Source organism: Onishia taeanensis (assembly GCF_003268885.1).
In the GTDB taxonomy this organism is placed as follows: domain Bacteria; phylum Pseudomonadota; class Gammaproteobacteria; order Pseudomonadales; family Halomonadaceae; genus Onishia; species Onishia taeanensis_A.
Map to the genome: position 1 here is coordinate 228383 of NZ_QLSX01000001.1, position 18642 is coordinate 247024.

Genomic DNA, 18642 nt, shown 5'->3' on the forward strand with positions numbered 1-18642 from the left:
AAACGGCGCCCCGAGGGGCGCCGTTATTGCTTCTACTGCAACCATCTAGCGGGTCGTTACTTCAAGCGCTCGAAGATGGTCGCTACGCCCTGGCCCATGCCGATGCACATGGTGGCAAGCCCCAGGCGGGTGTCCTGCTGTTCCATCACGTTGAGCAGGGTGGTGCAGATCCGCGACCCCGAGCAGCCCAGCGGGTGGCCAAGGGCGATGGCACCACCGTTCAGGTTGACCACCTCGTCCATGCGATCAAGCAGCCCGAGATCCTTGAGCACCGGCAGTGATTGGGCGGCAAAGGCCTCGTTGAGCTCGACGGTCTGGATGTCATCGATGGTCAGGCCGGCCGCCTTAAGCGCCTTCTTGGTCGCCGGCACCGGGCCATAGCCCATGATCGAGGCATCACAGCCGGCAACGCCAGTGGACAGCACCCGGGCGATCGGCTCGAGCCCCAGCGCCTGGGCGCGCTCGTAGCTCATCACCGCCATGCCGCTGGCACCCACCGACAGCGCCGAGGACGTCCCGGCAGTGACGGTGCCGTGGCGCGGGTCGAAGACCGGCTTCAGGGCGCCCATCGATTCGAGGCTGGCTTCGCCACGAATCACTTCGTCGCGGTCCACGCACACCTTGAAGCCCTCGGCGTTATGGCCCTCGACGCCGATGATCTCGTTGTCGAAGCGACCGGCATCGCTGGCTGCCTGGGCACGCTGGTGAGAGCGCACCCCGAAAGCGTCCTGCTGCTCGCGGCTGATGTTGTGCATCTTGCCCAGCAGCTCGGCGGTCAGGCCCATCATCATCGCCGCCTTGGCGGCATGCTTGCTGGTGGCCGGGTTCACATCGACGCCGTGCGTCATCGGCACGTGCTCCATGTGCTCGACGCCGCCGATGATGTAGAAGTCGCCCATGCCGGCCTTGATGTTGGCACTGGCAATATGCAACGCGCTCATCGAGGAGCCACACAGCCGGTTGACGGTCTGGGCCGGCACGCTGCGCGGGATGTCGGTCATGATCGCCGCGTTACGGGCGATATTCATGGCCTGCTCGAGGGTCTGATTGACACAGCCCCAGATCACATCATCGACTTCCTTGGGGTTGAGCCCCGGATTGCGATCGAACAGCGCCTGCATCACTGACGCCGACAGGTTCTCGGCGCGCACGTTGCGGAAGGCGCCGTGCTTGGCCTTGGCCATGGCGGTACGCACGCCGTCGACCACCACGATATCTCTCGGATTCAAACTCATCTGACAACCTCTCCTGTACGTGGTGGCTCAGGCCTTCCCGGCATCGGAATAGAAGCGCTCGCCGGCCTTGGCCATGGCGCGCAGTTTGTCGGTGGGGGCATAGAGCGGCCCCAGTTCCTCGGCCAGACGCTCGGCCTGGGCGACGAAGGCATCAAGGCCCATGGCGTCGATATAGCGCAGCGCGCCGCCGCGGAACGGCGGGAAGCCGATGCCGTAGATCAACGCCATGTCAGCCTCGGCCGGGGTGGCAACGATGTTGTCTTCCAGGCAGCGCACGGTCTCCAGGCACAGCGGGACCATCATGCGCGCGATGATCTCCTCGTCGGAGAAGTCCTGGCTTCCCTTAGCGAGACCCTTGACCAGGGAAAGCGCTGCATCGTCATCGACCTTCTTCGGCTTGCCCTTCTTGTCTTCCTCGTAGGCATAGAAGCCCTTGGCGTTCTTCTGGCCCAGACGGTCAGCCTCGAACATCGCCTGAATAGCCGTTTTTTCTTCGCGTGCCATGCGATCCGGGAAGCCTTCGGCCATCACGGCATTGGCGTGCACGGCGGTGTCCATGCCCACTACGTCGAGCAGGTAGGCGGGGCCCATCGGCCAGCCGAACTTCTCCATGACCTTGTCGACCCGGCGGAAGTCGGCGCCCTGCTCGACCAGCAGGCTGAAGCCGCCGAAATAGGGGAAGAGCACGCGGTTGACCAGGAAGCCCGGGCAGTCGTTGACCACGATCGGTGTCTTGCCCATGGCGCGGGCGTAGGACACGGTGGCGGCCACGGCCGCATCGCTGGTCTTCTCGCCGCGGATCACCTCGACCAGCGGCATGCGGTGCACCGGATTGAAGAAGTGCATGCCGCAGAAGTTCTCGGGCCGCTTGAGGTTCTCGGCCAAGCGGGTGATGGAGATGGTCGAGGTATTGGAGGCGAGAATGGTGTCCTCGCCGACCTGCCCTTCCACCTCTGTGAGCACGCCGTCCTTGACCTTGGGGTTCTCGACCACCGCCTCGACCACCAGATCGACGTGACCAAAATCGCCATAGGAAAGGGTCGGGCGAATGTTGGTGAGCTTTTCGGCCATCGTCTCGGTGGTCAGCTTGCCGCGCTCTACCTGCTTGGTGAACAGCTTGCGCGCTTCCTTGAGGCCAAGCTCGATGGCGTCGTCCTTGATATCCTTCATCAGGATCGGCGTGCCCTTCGAGGCGCTCTGGTAGGCGATGCCGCCGCCCATGATGCCGGCGCCCAGCACGGCGGTCTGGTTGACCGGTTGCGCCTGCTTGGCGTACTGGCTGCCCTTCTTCTTGACCACCTGATCGTTGATGAACAGCCCGACCAGGTTGTAGCAGACATCGGTTAGCGCCAGCTTGGCGAAGGCCTTGGCCTCGATGGCCTGGCAGCGCTCACGCCCTTCACCGGCGCCCTTCTGGATCACCTTGATGGCCTCGATGGGTGCCGGATAGTGCGGGCCCGCCTTGCCGGCCACATAGCCTTTGGCGGTCTCGAAGACCATCATCTGCTCGATGGCGTCGAGCTTGAGCGGCGAGGTCTTCTCGTCGCGGCGGGCCCGGTAATCGAGCTCGCCGGCATTGGCACGGGCCAGGATGTCCAGGGCCGCCGCCTCGAGACGCTCGCCCGGCACCACCGCATCCACGGCGCCGACCTTGAGGGCGGCGTCGGCGCGATTCTCGGTGCCACCGGCGATCCATTCGATGGCGTTATCGGCGCCGATCAGCCGCGGCAGGCGCACGCATCCGCCCCAGCCGGGCAGGATGCCGAGCTTGGTTTCGGGCAGGCCGATCTTGGCGGTGTCGGCCATGACGCGGAAGTCGGTGGTCAGCGTGACTTCGAAACCGCCGCCCAGTGCCAGGCCATTGATGGCGGTGACGGTGGGAAACGGCAGGTCTTCGATGGCGTTGAAGATGGCGTGCACTTGCTGGTTCATCTCGACCAGATAGTCCTCACCCTTCTCGAACAGGCCATGAAACTCGGTGATGTCGGCGCCAACGATGAAGGCGTCCTTGGCACTGGTGATCACCAGGCCGCTCAGGCCCTGGGTCGCGGCGATGGCCTCGACCGCCTCGCCAAGCTCTGCCACTACCGCGCTGGATAGCTTGTTGACCGACTCATCCTTCAAGTCGAAGGTGAGCGTGGCGATGGGCTCGCCCCCGTTATTGGTATCGCTCGCCACCGAAATGGCGTTGCCTTGATAGATCATCCATTCATCTCCAAACAGGGTTGGATGCCGGTGCCCGGCCGCGCATTCATACGGCCGTTTGATTATGGATCAGCTTGCGCCAGCCACCGCGAAGCGTCAAGTCCCACGGTCTTAGCGAAAGGTACTAATTAAAGGGCTTAGCTATAGGTACTGGTTAGAGGTGCTGGTTAACCGTATTGAATACAGGTGTTAGTGATAGGAGCCTAGCTGAAGCGCGAGACCCGTTCAGAGAAGGGCCTAGTCAGAAAGGAGGCGAGCCAGGAAAGCCGATAAGCCCAGAAAGCCAGGGAAAAAGGAAGGCATGAAAAATATGTCGCGCTGGCGAAGACTCTTCCAGACCGCCCGACGATGCGAACCCATTCGCATCGTCGGGCGTACCACGGCGCCAGTTGAACCCTCAACCGAGCGCCCACTGGCCGGGGCATAGCCCGTCGGGCATTAACCCGTGTTACGCAGCCCCGCGGAAATGCCCGCCATGGTCACCATCAGGGCGCGGGTCAGCGCCGGACTGATGGCGCCATCAGCATCCCGGTTACGCTGCAAAAGCTCGGCCTGGAGGCCATGCAGCGGGTCGATATAGGGATTGCGCACCTCGATGGCCTGGTGAATCAGCGGCGTGTTCTCCAGAAGCTCCTGCTGGTCGAGGATATCGAGCAACGCCGCCTGCAGCTTGGTGAAGCGCCCGCGAAGCTCACCGCCCAGTTCCAGCAGTCCCGGCTCGTCGACCAGGCGCCGCTCGTAGTAGGCGGCGATGTCGATATCGGCCTTGGCGGACAGCATCTCCAGCATGTCCAGATAAGTGCCGAAGAAGGGCCAGCGGCTGCGCATTTCCTGCAATCGCTCGAGGCCCCCGGGCTCGGCCAGGCGCTGGGCGAAGGCCTCGCCGCTGCCTAACCAGGCCGGCAGCATCAGGCGGGTCTGGGTCCAGGCGAAGATCCAGGGGATAGCACGCAGGGTCTCGACGCCACCGTCCTGGCGGCGCTTGGTGGGTCGCGAACCCAGCGGCAGGCGTCCCAAGGACCCTTCCGGCGTCACCGCGCGGAAATAGGGCACGAAATCCGGGTTCTCGCGCACCACGCCCACATAGGCCTTGTGCGCCACCGCGGCGAGGTGATCCATCTCCTCCCGCCAGGCCGGCTCGGGGGCCGGCGGCGGCAGCAACGTCGCTTCCAGCACCGCGCAGGCATAGATCTCCATCGAGCGCAGGGCAATGTCCGGCTGACCGAACTTGAAGCGGATCATCTCCCCCTGCTCGGTGACCCTGAGGCTGCCGTTCACCGAGCCCGGCGGCTGGGAAAGAATTGCCGCATGCGCCGGGCCGCCCCCGCGACCCACGGTGCCGCCACGACCATGGAACAGCGTCAGATCCACCCCATGGCGCTTGCAGACCTCGACCAGGGTCTCCTGCGCCCGGTACTGGGCCCAGGCGGCGGCCAGCTGGCCGGCGTCCTTGGCCGAGTCGGAGTAGCCGATCATCACTTCCTGCTCGTCGCCGGCCAGGCGACGATAGCCCGGCAGCGCCAGCAGCCGGTCGATGACGTCGCCGGCCCGGTTCAGGTCATCCAGGGTCTCGAACAGCGGCGCGATGGGCAGCGCCACGTCGCCGCCGACCTCCTTCATCAACAGCGCCACCGCCAACACGTCAGACGGCTGGCCGGCCATGGAAATGATGTAGGTGCCGAGTGCCTCGCGCTGCTCGGAGGCGATCACTCGGAAGGTATCGATAACTTCGCGGGTCTCGCCGGAGCATTCCCAGCGACGCGGAATCAGCGGGCGACGGGAGGTGAGCTCGCCGAGCAGGAAATCCTGGCGCTTCTCCTCATCCCAGTCCTGGTAGTGGCCAAGGCCCAGATAGTCGGTCAGCTCGTCGAATACCTGGGTATGGCGCGACGATTCCTGGCGCAGGTCGAGCTTGGTCAGGGTGACGCCGAATACGGCGACACGGCGCAGGGTGTCGAGCAGTACGCCGTTGGCGATGGTATCCAGGCCGACATCGCACAGCGAGCGGTAGCAGGACAGCAGCGGCGCATAGAGCTGGTCACGGTGCTCGATGATCGGCCCGCCTTCGTGGGGCTCGCCGTCGAGGCCGGCCTTGGCCCAGTCGCGGGTGGCCTCGACCTTGGTGGTGAGGCGCTTGAGCAGTTCCCGATAGGGTTCCGTGGCATCACCGACCTCGGCGCGCAGGGCACTGTTAGCTTTCCACATCGACAGCTCGGCCTTGAGCTGGTCGAGATCGCGCAGGTACAGATCCGCGGCCATCCAGCGGCCCAGCAGCAGGACCTCACGGGTGACCTTGGCGGTCACGTTGGGATTGCCGTCGCGGTCGCCACCCATCCAGGAGGCGAAGCGCAGCGGCGCGGCATCCAGCGGCAGACGCTCGCCGGCGGCGTCGAGCAACAGGCTGTCGAGGTCGCGATGGAAATCGGGCACCGCCTGCCACAGCGAGTTCTCGATCACCGCGAAGCCCCACTTGGCCTCATCGACCGGAGTAGGACGCTCGTGGCGGATCTCGTCGGTATGCCAGGCCTGGCTGATCAGCTCTTCCAGCCGGCCATGGACCCGGGTCAGTTTCTCGGGGGAGTCGACGGTCGACTCGAGCCCAGTCAGGCAGTCATCGATAGCGTCGTATTTCTGGATCAGGGTGCGGCGAATGACCTCGGTGGGATGGGCGGTCAGCACCAGCTCGACCCGCATGCTGGCCAGCGACTCGACCAGCTCGCGAGGCGAATGACCGGCCTTGCGCGCCCGGGCGATCAGGTCGCCAAGTTCGGGCTGGAAGCCCGGCTTGTAGTCCTCGACGCGACGGAAGCGCGCCCGGTAGTGCTGTTCGGCGATGTTGGCGAGGTTGAGGAACTGGTTGAAGGCCCGGGTGACCGGTAAGAGGTCGCGATCCGGCAGCCGACGCAGGTACTCGATCAGCTCACGGCGCCCTTCGGGATCGCCCTGCCGGCCGCGCTTGGCCAGGCCACGGATGGACTCGATCTTGTCGACGAAGCCCTCACCCAGGTCATCGGCGATGGTTCGCCCCAGGCTATCGCCCAGCACGCGAACATTGTCTCGCAAAGATTCATGCAGATCGCTGCTCACAGACATCCCTCCTGTCGGCTATTGGAATTGTTGACCCGCTACTGCAATGTGGCGAGGCCGTGCCGAACCTGTTGATTTGCCAACTGATCAGCTCGGCGTCTCGCCTTGTTTTTCACGCGCCTTGGCGTCCTGCCAGTGCGTTTCCATGTCCTCGAGTGCGGTCTGCCCGGGCGCCTTGCCCTCGGCGAGCAGGGCCGACTCCACGTGACGAAAACGCCGCTCGAACTTGGCGTTGGTGCCGCGCAGGCGTTGCTCGGGATCGGTCTTGAGGGTCCGTGCGAGATTGACCACCGCGAACAGCAGATCGCCGACTTCCTCGCCGGCATGCTCGTGATCGCCCGCGGCCAGCGCCTCCTCGACCTCGTCGAGTTCCTCGCGGATCTTGTCCAGCACGCCGCGATGATCGGGCCAGTCGAAACCGACCCGCGCGGCACGCTTGGAGAGTTTGGCGGCCCGGGACAGCGCCGGCAGGCTGCGCGGCACGTCATCGAGCACCGAAACGGCCTTGGCATCATGACGTGCTCGCTCGGCGCGCTCCTCGGCCTTGAGGGCCTCCCAGCGGGAATGCACCTGCCGGGTCTCGACCTCGGCGGCACGCTCGCCGTCGCGGCGCGAACTCAGGGTGCCGTCGGGAAAGACATGGGGATGGCGGCGCAGCATCTTGGCGGTCAGCACATGCACCACGTCATGAAAGTCGAACCGCCCTTCTTCATCGCCAAACTGGCTGTAATAGACCACCTGGAACAACAGATCGCCAAGCTCTCCGGGCAGTTCATCGAAGGCGCGGCGCTCGATGGCGTCGGCGACCTCATAGGCTTCCTCGAGGGTGTGCGGCACGATCGTGTCCCAGTCCTGCTTGAGATCCCAGGGGCAGCCCTGATCGGCATCGCGCAGCACCGACATCAGCGTCAGCAGGTCATCGAGGCTGTGGCGCTCGCTCATGAGCGCCCTCCCTTACCGCGAGCCTTGCCCTTGCCGCCGCTTCTCAGTCGCTTGACGTCGAGCACGTTGGAGAGCTGCTGGATGCGCGAGAACAGCCGCCCCAGGGTCTCCAGGCCATCGACTTCGAGGGTGATGGTCATCTTGGCCAGGCCCTCGATCTCATCGGTCTGGGTGTTCACGGAGAGCACGTTGACCTTGTCGTTGCCCAGTACGCCGGTGACGTCGCGCAAGAGGCCCGAGCGGTCCCAGGCTTCGATCTCGATATCCACCGGATAGCGGGTCGCGGCCCGTTCGCCCCACTCGACCTCGATGATGCGCTTGGGCTCGTCCAGGCGCAGCTGAAGAATGTTGGGGCAGTCCTGGCGGTGCACGGTGACGCCGCGGCCCTGGGTGATGAACCCCACGATATGTTCGCCGGGCACCGGATGACAGCAGTTAGCCATGCTGGTCTTGAGATTGCCGACCCCCAACACGGTGATGCCCTGATCGCCGGCGGCCGGCTTCTCGCGGCGCGGCTTGGCCAGCAGCCGGTCGAGCTGCTCCTGGTCATCGTGCTCGCCGAACAGCTGCTGGGCCTGATGCAGCACCTGGCCAATGCGCAGGTCGCCGGCGCCGATGGCGGCATACATGTCCTCGGGCGTGGTGTAGTTGACCTTCTGCGCCAGGGTGGTGAGATCGATATCCTCGACGTCGAGGCGCTTCATCTCCTTGTCGAAGAGCGCCTTGCCCTCCTCCAGGTTCTGGCCGCGCGCCTGCTGCTTGAACCAGGCCTGAATCTTGGCCCGGGCCCGGGAGGTGCGTACGAAGCCCACGGACGGGTTGAGCCAGTCGCGGCTGGGCCCACCCTTGGTAGCAGTCAGTATCTCGACCTGCTGGCCGGTCTTGAGTTCGTAGGTCAGCGGTACGATGCGGCCGTTGACCTTGGCGCCGCGACAGCGATGGCCAATCTCGGTGTGGACCCGGTAGGCGAAATCGATCGGCGTGGCGACCCTCGGCAGGTCGATCACGTGCCCGTCGGGGGTAAAGACGTAGATGCGATCCGGCGCCACATCGCTCGAGAGCCCTTCGCGCAGGTCGCCGAAGCCGCCGACTTCCTCCTGCCACTCGAGCACCTGACGCAGCCAGGCAATCTTGTCTTCGTAGCTGCGGCTCTTGGCCTTGGTGTCGTGGCCTTTGTAGCGCCAGTGGGCACAGACGCCGAGCTCCGCTTCCTCGTGCATGGCGAAGGTGCGGATCTGAATCTCGAGCACCTTGTTCTCGGGGCCGAACACGGCGGTATGCAGCGACTGGTAGCCGTTCTTCTTGGGGTTGGCGATGTAGTCGTCGAACTCGTTGGGCACGTGGTGCCAGCGAGAATGCACGATGCCGAGCACCGTGTAGCAGTCGGCCACCCGGGGCACCAGGATGCGCACGGCGCGCACGTCGTAGACCTGGGAGAAATCGATGTGCTTGCGCTGCATCTTCCGCCAGATCGAATAGATGTGCTTGGCACGGCCATCGACGTCGTACTCGTGGATGTTCTGCGCTTCCAGCAGCTCCTTGAGTGTACCCACGACATCGTTGATATAGCTTGTGCGGTCGAGACGCTTCTCGGCCAGCTGCTTGGCGATCGACTTGTACTCGGCCTCGTGGAGGTAGCGAAAGGACAGATCCTCGAGCTCCCACTTGAGATGGCCGATGCCCAGCCGATGCGCCAGCGGGGCATAGATATCGAACACCTCGCGAGCCACCCGCAGGCGCTTGTCGCGGGTGGTCTCCTTGACCTGACGCAGGGCGCAGGTGCGCTCGGCGATCTTGATCAACGCGACCCGCACGTCGTCGATCATGGTCACCAGCATGCGCCGCAGGTTGTCCTGCTGGCTGTACTGGGACATGTCCTGACTGGGCAGGGCCTGATGGCTGATCGCCGCCATGTGCAGCACGCCTTCGATCAGGGTGGCGACTTCCTGGCCGAAGCGCTTCTCGACGGCCTCGACCGAGATCAGCTTGACGCGCACCGAGCGATACAGCACGGCCGCTTCCAGAGCGGTCTGATCGAGCTTGAGTTCGCCGAGGATATCGGCCATTTCAAGGCCCATGCGATAGCTCGACCCGTTGCCAAGCCCAAACTGCTGCGCCTGGCTGGCCTCGTTGGCAAGGCTGCGCACCAATTCACAGGCTTCACGCATCCGCTCTGGGTCGGTCAGCACGGATTCCTCGCCGAGGCGAGCCAGCCATTGGTCGAGGTCCACCGCGCCGTCGTCGGTCAACGGCTGGTCATCACGCACCTTTACCATGGTGCTTCACTCCTTTGGCATCTGCGCCGGCGTCACGTCGGACGCAGGAATTTCGGGATGCTCGAACAGCAAAACGGCCTCGAGGTGGGCGGTCTGCGCAAACATGTCGGCAACCGCCGAGCGCACCAGTCGATAGCCACCGGCGGCCAGGTGTGCCGCGTCGCGGGCAAGGGTAGCCGGATCACAGGAGACATAGAGAATCCGTGAGACCCGGGACGTGGCCAGCTGACGCGACAAGGCCTCTGCGCCTTCCCGGGGCGGGTCCAGCACCACCAGATCCCAGTCGGTCTCATCGAGTAGCGCGCGGACCTGATCTTCACGCGTCAGGTCCGCCTGGCGGGCGCTAACCCCGGAAAGATCGTTGCGCCGGGCATTGGCGGCCAGGCGCTCGACCATCAGCGGGTTGCCTTCCACGCCGGTCACCATGCCGGTGTATGCGGCCAGTGCCAGGCTGAAGTTGCCCACCCCGGCGAAGCAGTCGAGCACTCGCTCGCCGGATTTAGGCGCCAGCCACTCAAGCGCCGTGTCGACCAGGCGCTGGTTGACCTCGGCGTTGACCTGCAGGAAGTCACCCGGCGCAAAGCCGAGTACCAGCTCTCGCACAGGTTCACGCACAGATTCACGCGCCGGTTCCTGGGCGTTCTCGCGTTCAGTCGCGGCCAGCATCACCCCATAGTGAAGATCAGGCACCTCAGTGAGCCACTCAAGGCGCGGCGACTCGCGGCCAAGCAGCCAGCCAAGCGATAGCTCGTGGGCCGCGGCAAAGGCTTGCCAGCGCTGTGCATCGTCTGGCTGAGCGCGCAGCTGACGCACCACCAGGCAGACGCCTCCATCGCTTGCGATAAGCTCAAGATGCCCTACCTGACGCGGCGCATCGAGGCTCGCGAGCTGCTCGCGAAGCGGCGCCAGCAAGGCCTCGAGGGCCGGCACCAGCACCGGACACGCTGCCATGTCGATCAGGTGGTGGCTACCTCGGGCGCGAAAGCCCAGGTGGATGCGGCCCTCGGCATCGACCTTGACGCCAAGCCGTGCACGCCGCCGGTAGCCGAGCCCTTCGGAGGTCAGCAGCGCCGGTGCGTCACCCAAGGTGAGCCCCTGACGTGCCAGTTGCTCGACCAGCACCTGCTGCTTGTGGTGGCGCTGGGCCTCGAGAGCCTGGTGCTGTAGATCGCAGCCGCCGCAAACGCCGAAATGCGCACAGGGCGGCGTCACACGCTCAGGCGCCGCCTTCAGCACTTCCCGCACATGCGCCTCATCAAAGCGCTGACGGCTCTTGTGAACGGCTATTTCAACCCGTTCACCGGGCAGGGCACGATCGACGAACAGGGTCTTTCCGGCCGCATCGCGCGCCACGCCTCGGCCATCGTGGGCGAGGCGCATAATCTCCACGCCCCGGTCGTCGGAAGCCGTCTGCTGAGCCCGGCGGGGCGTCGGTGCTTTCCTGGCAGCGGGTTTTGGCGTGCGGCGCTTGCCTAGCATCGCCATCTTATTGCTCCGGCGCATAGAGGCCGGTGGACAGGTAGCGATCGCCGCGATCGCAGACGATGAAGGCGATCACCGCATTCTCGACCTCCTCGGCGACCTTCAGGGCACCGGCCAGGGCACCACCCGAGGAAACGCCAGCGAAGATGCCCTCTTCCCGCGCCAGGCGGCGCATATGCTCTTCGGCCTCGGTCTGACCGATATCGATCACCCGATCGACCCGCGCAGGCTCGAAGATGCTCGGCAGGTAAGCCTCGGGCCAGCGGCGGATACCGGCGATGCTGGCGCCGTCCTCGGGCTGCAGGCCGATGATCTGCACCTCGGGGTTCTGCTCCTTGAGATAGCGAGACACGCCCATGATGGTGCCGGTGGTACCCATCGAGCTGATGAAGTGGGTAATGCTGCCCTCGGTCTGGCGCCACAGCTCTGGCCCAGTGGTGCGATAGTGCGCCATGGGGTTATCGGGGTTGGCGAACTGATTGAGGGGCTTGCCCTCACCACGAGCGATCATGGTCTCGGCCAGGTCCCGAGCGCCTTCCATGCCCTGCTCTTGAGTCACAGGGATAAGCTCGGCGCCGAAGGCCGCCATGGCCTGCTTGCGCTCGCTGGAGGCATTGTCGGGCATGATCAGCACCATACGATAGCCCTTCATGGCGGCCGCCATGGCCAGCGCAATGCCGGTATTGCCGGACGTGGCCTCGACCAGGGTATCCCCGGGGGTAATCTCGCCGCGTGACTCGGCCTCGGCGATCATCGAAAGTGCCGGCCGGTCCTTGACCGACCCCGCCGGGTTGTTGCCCTCGAGCTTGGCCAGCAGCGTGTTGTTGCGTCCGGCAGCGATGCGCTTCAGGCGCACCAGCGGGGTGTTGCCGACCACATCCTCGAGCGTGGGAAATTGCATCTAACCTTCCTTCTGGAAAAGTCTTTGGCGCCATTATATCGCCGGGCGTGTCCCGGTGACAGGGATCGGCCATGGCTGTGGCATACTGCATGCAAATGAAGTTTCTAGAGAGTCATGCATGTCGATCAAGACGCGCCTGCTGCTGTGGCTGATGTTACTGCCGCTGGGGTTGCTGGCCATCACCTCTGCCCTGAACCTGACCCACGAGGCCAATGAGCGTCGCTCATCGCTTCAGCAACACCTGATGGACAGCACGTCCCTGACCGCCAAGGCGATGAGTGAGGCGCTGGACGATCAACAGGACGATGCCCTGAGAACGCTGGGCGAGGCCCTGCTCGAGATCGAAGAAATACGCTCGGTGCGCCTCTTTACGGCGGCCGGCACGCCCCTATTGTCGCTCGGCCAGCCTCCCCGCTCCTCGGCACGCCCCCCAACCGAGCCGACGCTTGATACCAATGGCGCCGGCTGGCAACTGACGCTGCCCTTAAGCAGTCCTCACGCCGAGTGGCTGGCAGTTGAAGTCGAGACCCTTGGCCTTACGCTGAGCACCTATCGTCATCTGCTGATCCACGGGCTGGGCCTGCTGCTGGCTGGCCTGGGCCTCTTTCTGCTGGCCTATTCGCTGAGCCGCCGCACCACCGAGCCCTTGGTCGCGATCCAGGCGGCACTGGATCGCCTCAATCGCGGTGATCATGGGATTCGGCTATCCGAAACGGGGCCCGAAGAGACGGTCAAGCTCATGGTGGGAGTAAACGCCCTTCGCGATCACCTGGAGCGTGTCCAGGAAGACATGCAGGCGCAGATCGAGCAGAACACCCAGGACCTTCAGGAATCGATGGAGACCATCGAGGTCAAGAACATCGAACTCGACATCGCCCACCGTCGTGCCCTGGAAGCCAGCCGCATCAAGTCCGAATTCCTGGCCAACATGAGTCACGAGATCCGCACGCCGCTCAACGGCATCATCGGCTTCTGTCAGCTACTAGGCCGCTCACGGCTCGATAGTCGCCAGCAGGATTGGCTTGAACACATGCAGAAGACCTCGGACAGCCTGTTGCTGCTGGTCAATGACATCCTCGATTTCTCCAAGATCGAGGCGGGAAAGCTCGAGTTGGAGACCGTCCATCTGGACATGGTCAATCTGGTCGATGATGTACTGGGAATGCAGGCGCCCCAGGCCCATCAGAAGGGGCTTCACCTGCTGGGCCTGGTCTTCGACGACGTGCCGACCGACCTGCAGGGGGACCCGCTGCGCATTCGCCAGGTGCTGACCAACCTGGTGAACAACGCCATCAAGTTCACCGAAAGTGGCGAGGTCATCGTGCGCGTGATGCTCGAGGAATCCCGAGATCATCAGGACACCCTCAGGGTCAACGTCAGCGACACCGGCATCGGCCTGCCCAAGGAACAGCGCGATCGGCTGTTCAAGGCCTTCAGTCAGGCCAACTCGAGTGACACCCGTCAGTTCGGCGGCACGGGGCTTGGCCTGGTGATCTGTCGCCAGTTGATCGAGCAGATGGGCGGTGCTATCACCATGTCCAGCGAACCCGGCAACGGTTCGACCTTCTCCTTCAATCTGCCACTGGCCACGCGCACGAACATCGCACTCCGGAGCTCGACCTCGGCGGTCGAGTGGTGGCCCTTTACGAGCCTCACCTCGCGACCCGGCGCGCCATTAACCACCTGCTCTCGACCTGGAACGCCAAGGTCCCGATTCTGGGTGACGGCGGCCATATCTCTCCACCCTCGCCGCCGGATCTGGTGCTTGCCAGTCTCGACGCCAAGGATCTGGCCCCCGAGCGGTTGGCAAGCTGGCAGGCCTGCCTGGATGAAACCACCTGCCCGACCATCCTGATGGCCAACACCAGCCCATACGATATGCCAGAGCTACGCCTGCCACTGGGCGGCGAGACGCTGACCAAGCCCATCTCGCGCCAGGTGCTGGCCGACACGATCAAGCGACAGCTCGGCCTGACGGCGACATCCAAGCTTCCGGTGCCGCAAACCGCGTTGCCGAAACTTGCCGCTGCAGACTTGCCGAGGGTGCTGGTGGTCGACGACGTGGCATCCAACCGCCTGCTGCTGCAGGAACTGCTGCGCGAAGCGGGCATCATGTCACTGCTGGCCTCCAGCGGAGAAGAAGCCCTGGCACTGGCCCAGAGTGAGCGTGTTGACCTTGTCTTGATGGACATCCGCATGCCCGGCATGGATGGCGAAGCCACTCTGGAGGCGCTACGTCAACTAGGTGGCGTATGGAAGACCTGTCCGGTCATCGCGGTCACCGCTCACGCACGGGAGGAGGAGCGACAACGCCTGCTTTCATGCGGCATGCACGATGTGCTGATCAAGCCCGTCGACGCCAAGGTACTGGTCAAGCTTCTCAGCCAGCACCTGGCGCTGACCCTGCCGGCCCCGCGTCAGGGTAATGGCGGGACATCGGGGATGGCACCCGGCGAGAGCCATGTCGAGGCTGACGGTGAGCTGGCGGTCGTGGACATGCAGATGGGCGCCAGGCTTGCCGGCGGGCGGGAGGACTTGGCGCGCAAGACATTGACGCTGCTGCTGGAAAGCCTCGATGAGAGCGAAGCCAGCCTGGATACGGCCTGGCAGGCCGAGGACGAAGAGGCCCTGCTTGACGCCATCCATCACCTGAACGGCGCCTGCCGCTATTGCGGTGTGCCGCAACTGGCGCTGCTCGCCGAGACCCTGGAGACCCGGCTGCGGGTGCAGGGTGTGGCGGCAGTCGGGTCCCTGCTCAATGAGCTGTACGCCGCCATGGGGCGCCTGCGCGCCTGGCAGTCGCGACAGGCTTAGACCTCGGGACCCATGTTCTCAAGACCGACATTCTCAAGACCCATGATCTCAGGATTCATGAGCGCACAAAGCCCGTTACCCTTCCAGTACCACCAGCGCCATCGCCAGCTCGGCCTCATCTGAGATCGAGAGATGCATGCCGGTCACGCCCAGCCCCTCGGCAAGAACCTGGGCCTGGCCGGAGAGCACCAGCGAAGGCCGACCCAGGCTGTCGTTGACCACCTGGATCTCGGCCCAGCGCATGCCCTGTCGCATGCCGGTACCCAAGGCCTTGACGAAGGCCTCCTTGGCGGCAAAACGCTTGGCCAGATAGGCCGCGGGTTGGCCGTGCTCGGCGAGGCGCGCCTGCTCATGAGGGCCGAGCACACGCGCCGCGAAGCGATCACCATGACGCAACATGGCCGTCTCGAAGCGTGCCACCCTGGCGATATCGGTCCCGATGCCAAGGATCATGTCGGCTAGCCCTCAGCGTGGTCATGCCCATGATCGTGGTCATGATGATCATGGTCGTGATCGTGCGTTTCCATGGCGGCCACCAGGCCGGCTTCCTGACCGGCGATCGCCAGACGCTTCATGTCGGCCACGGCTTCCTTGAGGCCCACAAACAGCGAACGGGCGATGATCGCATGGCCGATGTTGAGTTCGGTGAGCCCGGGAATGGCGGCGATCGCTTCGACGTTGTGGTAATGCAGGCCGTGGCCGGCATTGACCACCAGCCCAAGCTCCAACGCCATCTCGGTGGCGGCGCTCAGGCGCGCGTACTCGCGCCGGGCCTCATCGCCGGACGCCTCGGCATAGGCTCCGGTGTGCAGCTCGATCACAGGCGCCCCCACTTCCTTGGCCGCTTCGATCTGCACGGGCTCAGGATCGATGAACAGCGACACCTCGCAGCCAACGGCGGCCAAGCGCTTGCAGGCGGCAGCGATGGTCTCACGGGCACCGGCCACATCAAGCCCACCCTCAGTGGTCAGCTCTGCGCGCTTTTCTGGCACCAGGCAGACATGCGCCGGGCGAATTTCCTCGGCCAGTTCAAGCATCGCCGGCGTCACTGCCATCTCGAGGTTCATGCGCGTGTTGAGTACCTCACTCAAGAGGCGAACGTCGCGCTCCTGAATGTGGCGGCGGTCCTCACGCAGGTGCACGGTAATGCCATCGGCCCCGGCCTCCTCGGCGAGCAAAGCCGCCTGAACGGGATCGGGAAACCGCGTGCCGCGGGCCTGGCGCAGGGTGGCAATGTGATCGATGTTGACGCCGAGCAGGATACGAGGGGGGAGCATGGCAATCTCTCCAGTAAATCGTCAGGGGAAAATCAGCGGATAGGGGCAAGTAAATCGGGGCAAGACTTCAGCCGGAACGGCGGCGCGCAGCCAGCTGCTGCATCAGTTCGCGGGCCCGCAGGGGACGCTCGCCAAGCAGCGGCGCTAGCGCGGCCCGGGCCAATGAGCGTGCCGGCGCAGCAAGCCCCGGCGCCGCCCAGTCACCCTGCTCCAGCAGTTTGAGCGTGCGACCATCGAGACCGCCACTGTTACCTGGCGCCAGGGGGCTGAAGCGACGCGCTTCAGCCCGGTAGATATAACGAGTCTGGGGGTCTAGCTCGACGCCGTCGAGATCACAGAACACCGGCTCGCCGTCCAGCGCCTCGAGCAGGGCAAATTCCAGACGCCGCAGCGCACCGGCCCGCTCGCCGGGCAGCGGTAATTCCTTCAGGGCGGCGCCATAGAAGGCAAAGACCTCGGCCACCGGCAGTTCCAGCGGCAGCAGCCGGGTCAAGAGCTCGTTGGCATAAAAGCCGCACAGCAGCCCCTCGCCGGCGAGCATGGGCGCACTGCCGGTGCTCTCCATCAGGCGCAGGCGCTTCAACTCGCCTGCCCCCACCCAGGTCAGGTGCAGGGGCGTGAAGGGTTGCAGGCGCGACCGAGAGCGGCTACCCGGCCGCTGCACGCCCTGGGCCACGGCGCGAATACGGCCATGGTCCAGGGTCAGCAGGTCAACCAGGGCACTGGTCTCACGGTAGGGACGCTTGTGCAGCAGAAACGCCGGCTGGGGCTGCATAACAGGGCTCAGTCGAGGTCGTAGCCCAGGCTCTTCAAGGCCCGCTCATCGTCGGACCAGCCGCGCTTGACCTTGACCCACAGGTTGAGCATCACCTTGGCATCGAAGGCGCGCTCCATCTCCAGGCGCGCCTCGCGACCGATCTTCTTGATGCGATCGCCGGCTTCACCGATCAGGATCTTCTTCTGCCCCTGACGCTCGACCATCATCAGCGCACTGATATGCAGAGTGCCGCGCTGATCGGTCTTGAATTCCTCGATCTCGACGGTCATCTGATACGGCAGCTCGTCACCCAGCTGACGCATGACCTTCTCGCGCACCAGCTCAGCGGCCAGGAAGCGTGAGCTCTTGTCGGTGATCTGGTCATCGGGGAAGTGATGAATGCCTTCCGGCAGGTGCTTGGCGACCTCGGCCTCGAGCTCGGGCACATTGGTGCCGTGCTTGGCCGAGATCGGCAGGATGGCGGCAAAGTCGCGCTTGGCACCGACCTGTTCGAGCCAGGGCAACAGGCTCGCCTTGTCCTCAAGCCAGTCGACCTTGTTGACGGCGAGAATCACTGGTGCGGTGACATGCGTCAGCTTGTCGAGCACCACCTGGTCTTCCGGCGCCCAGCGGGTGCGGTCGATGATGAAGACCACGCAGTCGATGTCGCGCAGGGCCTGGGTGGCCGCCTGGTTCATGAAGCGATTGATCGCCTTGTTGCGATCCTTCGACATGATATGCATGCCCGGGGTGTCGACGTAGATGAACTGGGTCTCGTCTTCGGTCTTGATGCCCATCACCTGGTGGCGCGTGGTCTGCGGGCGCCGTGAGGTGATGGAGACCTTCTGACCGAGGATGCGATTCATCAGCGTCGACTTGCCGACGTTGGGACGCCCGACGATGGCGACGAAGCCACAGGATTGCGTCATGAGCGACCTCCACGGGGATCAAGGCGAGTCAGGGCAAGCTCGGCGGCCTGCTGTTCGGCATGGCGACGGCTGGAGCCTACCCCCACGGTGTGCTCGTCGATCATCTCGATGTGGCACTCGACGGTGAAGGTCTGGGCATGCGCCTCGCCATCCACGGTGACCACCTCATAGCGCGGCAGCGGTGACTGGCGCGACTGCAGGAACTCCTGCAGGCGGGTCTTGGGGTCTTTCTGGGTGTCCTGCAGGTCCAGCGCCTCCAGGCGCGTCGCGAACCAGGACAGCACGCGGGTCTTGGCCACGTCCATGCCGGCATCCAGATAGATGGCGCCGATCACGGCCTCGACGGCATCGGCAAGAATCGAATCACGACGATGACCGCCGCTCTTCATCTCGCCGGAGCCCAGCCGCAGGCATTCACCCACGGAAAACTCGCGGCCCAGTTCGGCAAGGGTCTGCCCCTTGACCAGGCGGGCACGCAGGCGCGAAAGCTGGCCTTCGCGAGCTTCCGGAAAGCGCCGGAAAAGCGCCTCGGCGATCACGAAGTTGACGATCGAATCGCCGAGGAACTCGAGCCGTTCGTTGTTCTGGCCGCCAAAGCTGCGATGGGTCATGGCCAGCTCCAGCAGGCCGGGGTCGGCGAACTCATGGCCGACCCGGCGGCTGAAGGCATTCAAGGGGTTGCTCACGAAACTCCTGCTACTCTCTGAAAGGTTGTCATCATCGATGGGCATTGGCAT

14 protein-coding genes are annotated in these 18642 nt (G+C 64.5%); 2 read left to right on the forward strand and 12 right to left on the reverse strand.

Translation table 11 applies throughout. The features are described from left to right. Positions 1-56 precede the first annotated feature (56 nt). From fadA to cysM, 7 genes are all read right to left on the reverse strand, one after another. Positions 57-1235 carry an acetyl-CoA C-acyltransferase FadA gene (gene fadA, locus BCL93_RS01100; RefSeq protein WP_112053267.1) on the reverse strand — a complete coding sequence of 393 codons (1179 nt, stop codon included), beginning with the start codon at positions 1233-1235 and terminating at the stop codon, positions 57-59. Between the two features lie 27 nt (positions 1236-1262). Further along, positions 1263-3440 (reverse strand): fatty acid oxidation complex subunit alpha FadB, encoded by a 2178-nt coding sequence (gene fadB, locus BCL93_RS01105; protein WP_112053268.1) that lies wholly within the window; start codon positions 3438-3440, stop codon positions 1263-1265. Positions 3441-3878: 438 nt separating this feature from the next. Next, entirely contained in the window at positions 3879-6527 is a 2649-nt protein-coding gene (gene ppc / locus BCL93_RS01110; protein ID WP_112053269.1) for a phosphoenolpyruvate carboxylase, read from the reverse strand. A gap of 87 nt (positions 6528-6614) precedes the next feature. Beyond that, positions 6615-7469 (reverse strand): nucleoside triphosphate pyrophosphohydrolase, encoded by an 855-nt coding sequence (mazG, locus tag BCL93_RS01115; RefSeq protein ID WP_112053270.1) that lies wholly within the window; start codon positions 7467-7469, stop codon positions 6615-6617. After that, positions 7466-9745, reverse strand: a complete 2280-nt coding sequence (gene relA, locus BCL93_RS01120; RefSeq protein ID WP_112053271.1) for a GTP diphosphokinase — start codon at positions 9743-9745, stop codon at positions 7466-7468. The genes mazG and relA overlap by 4 nt, the downstream gene beginning before the upstream one ends. Positions 9746-9751: 6 nt before the next feature. Beyond that, positions 9752-11230, reverse strand: a complete 1479-nt coding sequence (gene rlmD, locus BCL93_RS01125; protein WP_112053272.1) for a 23S rRNA (uracil(1939)-C(5))-methyltransferase RlmD — start codon at positions 11228-11230, stop codon at positions 9752-9754. Position 11231: 1 nt separating this feature from the next. Next, the gene (cysM, locus tag BCL93_RS01130; protein WP_112053273.1) at positions 11232-12128 is read right to left on the reverse strand and encodes a cysteine synthase CysM; all 897 of its coding nucleotides are present in this window, start codon (positions 12126-12128) and stop codon (positions 11232-11234) included. 118 nt (positions 12129-12246) lie between these two features. On the opposite strand from cysM, the gene BCL93_RS17405 reads away from it, so the two are divergent. Further along, positions 12247-13983, forward strand: coding sequence for an ATP-binding protein (locus BCL93_RS17405; protein ID WP_258395870.1), 1737 nt, complete (start codon positions 12247-12249; stop codon positions 13981-13983). Next, on the forward strand, positions 13890-14942 hold the full coding sequence (locus BCL93_RS17410; protein ID WP_258395871.1) for a response regulator: 1053 nt from the start codon (positions 13890-13892) through the stop codon (positions 14940-14942). The genes BCL93_RS17405 and BCL93_RS17410 overlap by 94 nt, the downstream gene beginning before the upstream one ends. Before the next feature lie 75 nt (positions 14943-15017). Here the strand turns inward: BCL93_RS17410 and acpS are convergent, their stop codons facing one another. From acpS to rnc, 5 genes are all read right to left on the reverse strand, one after another. Beyond that, complete coding sequence (gene acpS, locus BCL93_RS01140; protein WP_112053274.1) at positions 15018-15395, reverse strand: holo-ACP synthase; 378 nt, start codon at positions 15393-15395, stop codon at positions 15018-15020. A gap of 5 nt (positions 15396-15400) precedes the next feature. Further along, positions 15401-16219 carry a pyridoxine 5'-phosphate synthase gene (gene pdxJ / locus BCL93_RS01145; RefSeq protein WP_112053275.1) on the reverse strand — a complete coding sequence of 273 codons (819 nt, stop codon included), beginning with the start codon at positions 16217-16219 and terminating at the stop codon, positions 15401-15403. 67 nt (positions 16220-16286) lie between these two features. Next, positions 16287-16994: a DNA repair protein RecO gene (recO, locus tag BCL93_RS01150; RefSeq protein WP_112053276.1), complete on the reverse strand. Its 708-nt coding sequence runs from the start codon at positions 16992-16994 to the stop codon at positions 16287-16289. 8 nt (positions 16995-17002) lie between these two features. After that, the gene (gene era / locus BCL93_RS01155; protein ID WP_112053277.1) at positions 17003-17905 is read right to left on the reverse strand and encodes a GTPase Era; all 903 of its coding nucleotides are present in this window, start codon (positions 17903-17905) and stop codon (positions 17003-17005) included. Beyond that, on the reverse strand, positions 17902-18591 hold the full coding sequence (rnc, locus tag BCL93_RS01160) for a ribonuclease III (RefSeq protein WP_112053278.1): 690 nt from the start codon (positions 18589-18591) through the stop codon (positions 17902-17904). The genes era and rnc overlap by 4 nt, the downstream gene beginning before the upstream one ends. Positions 18592-18642: the final 51 nt, after the last annotated feature.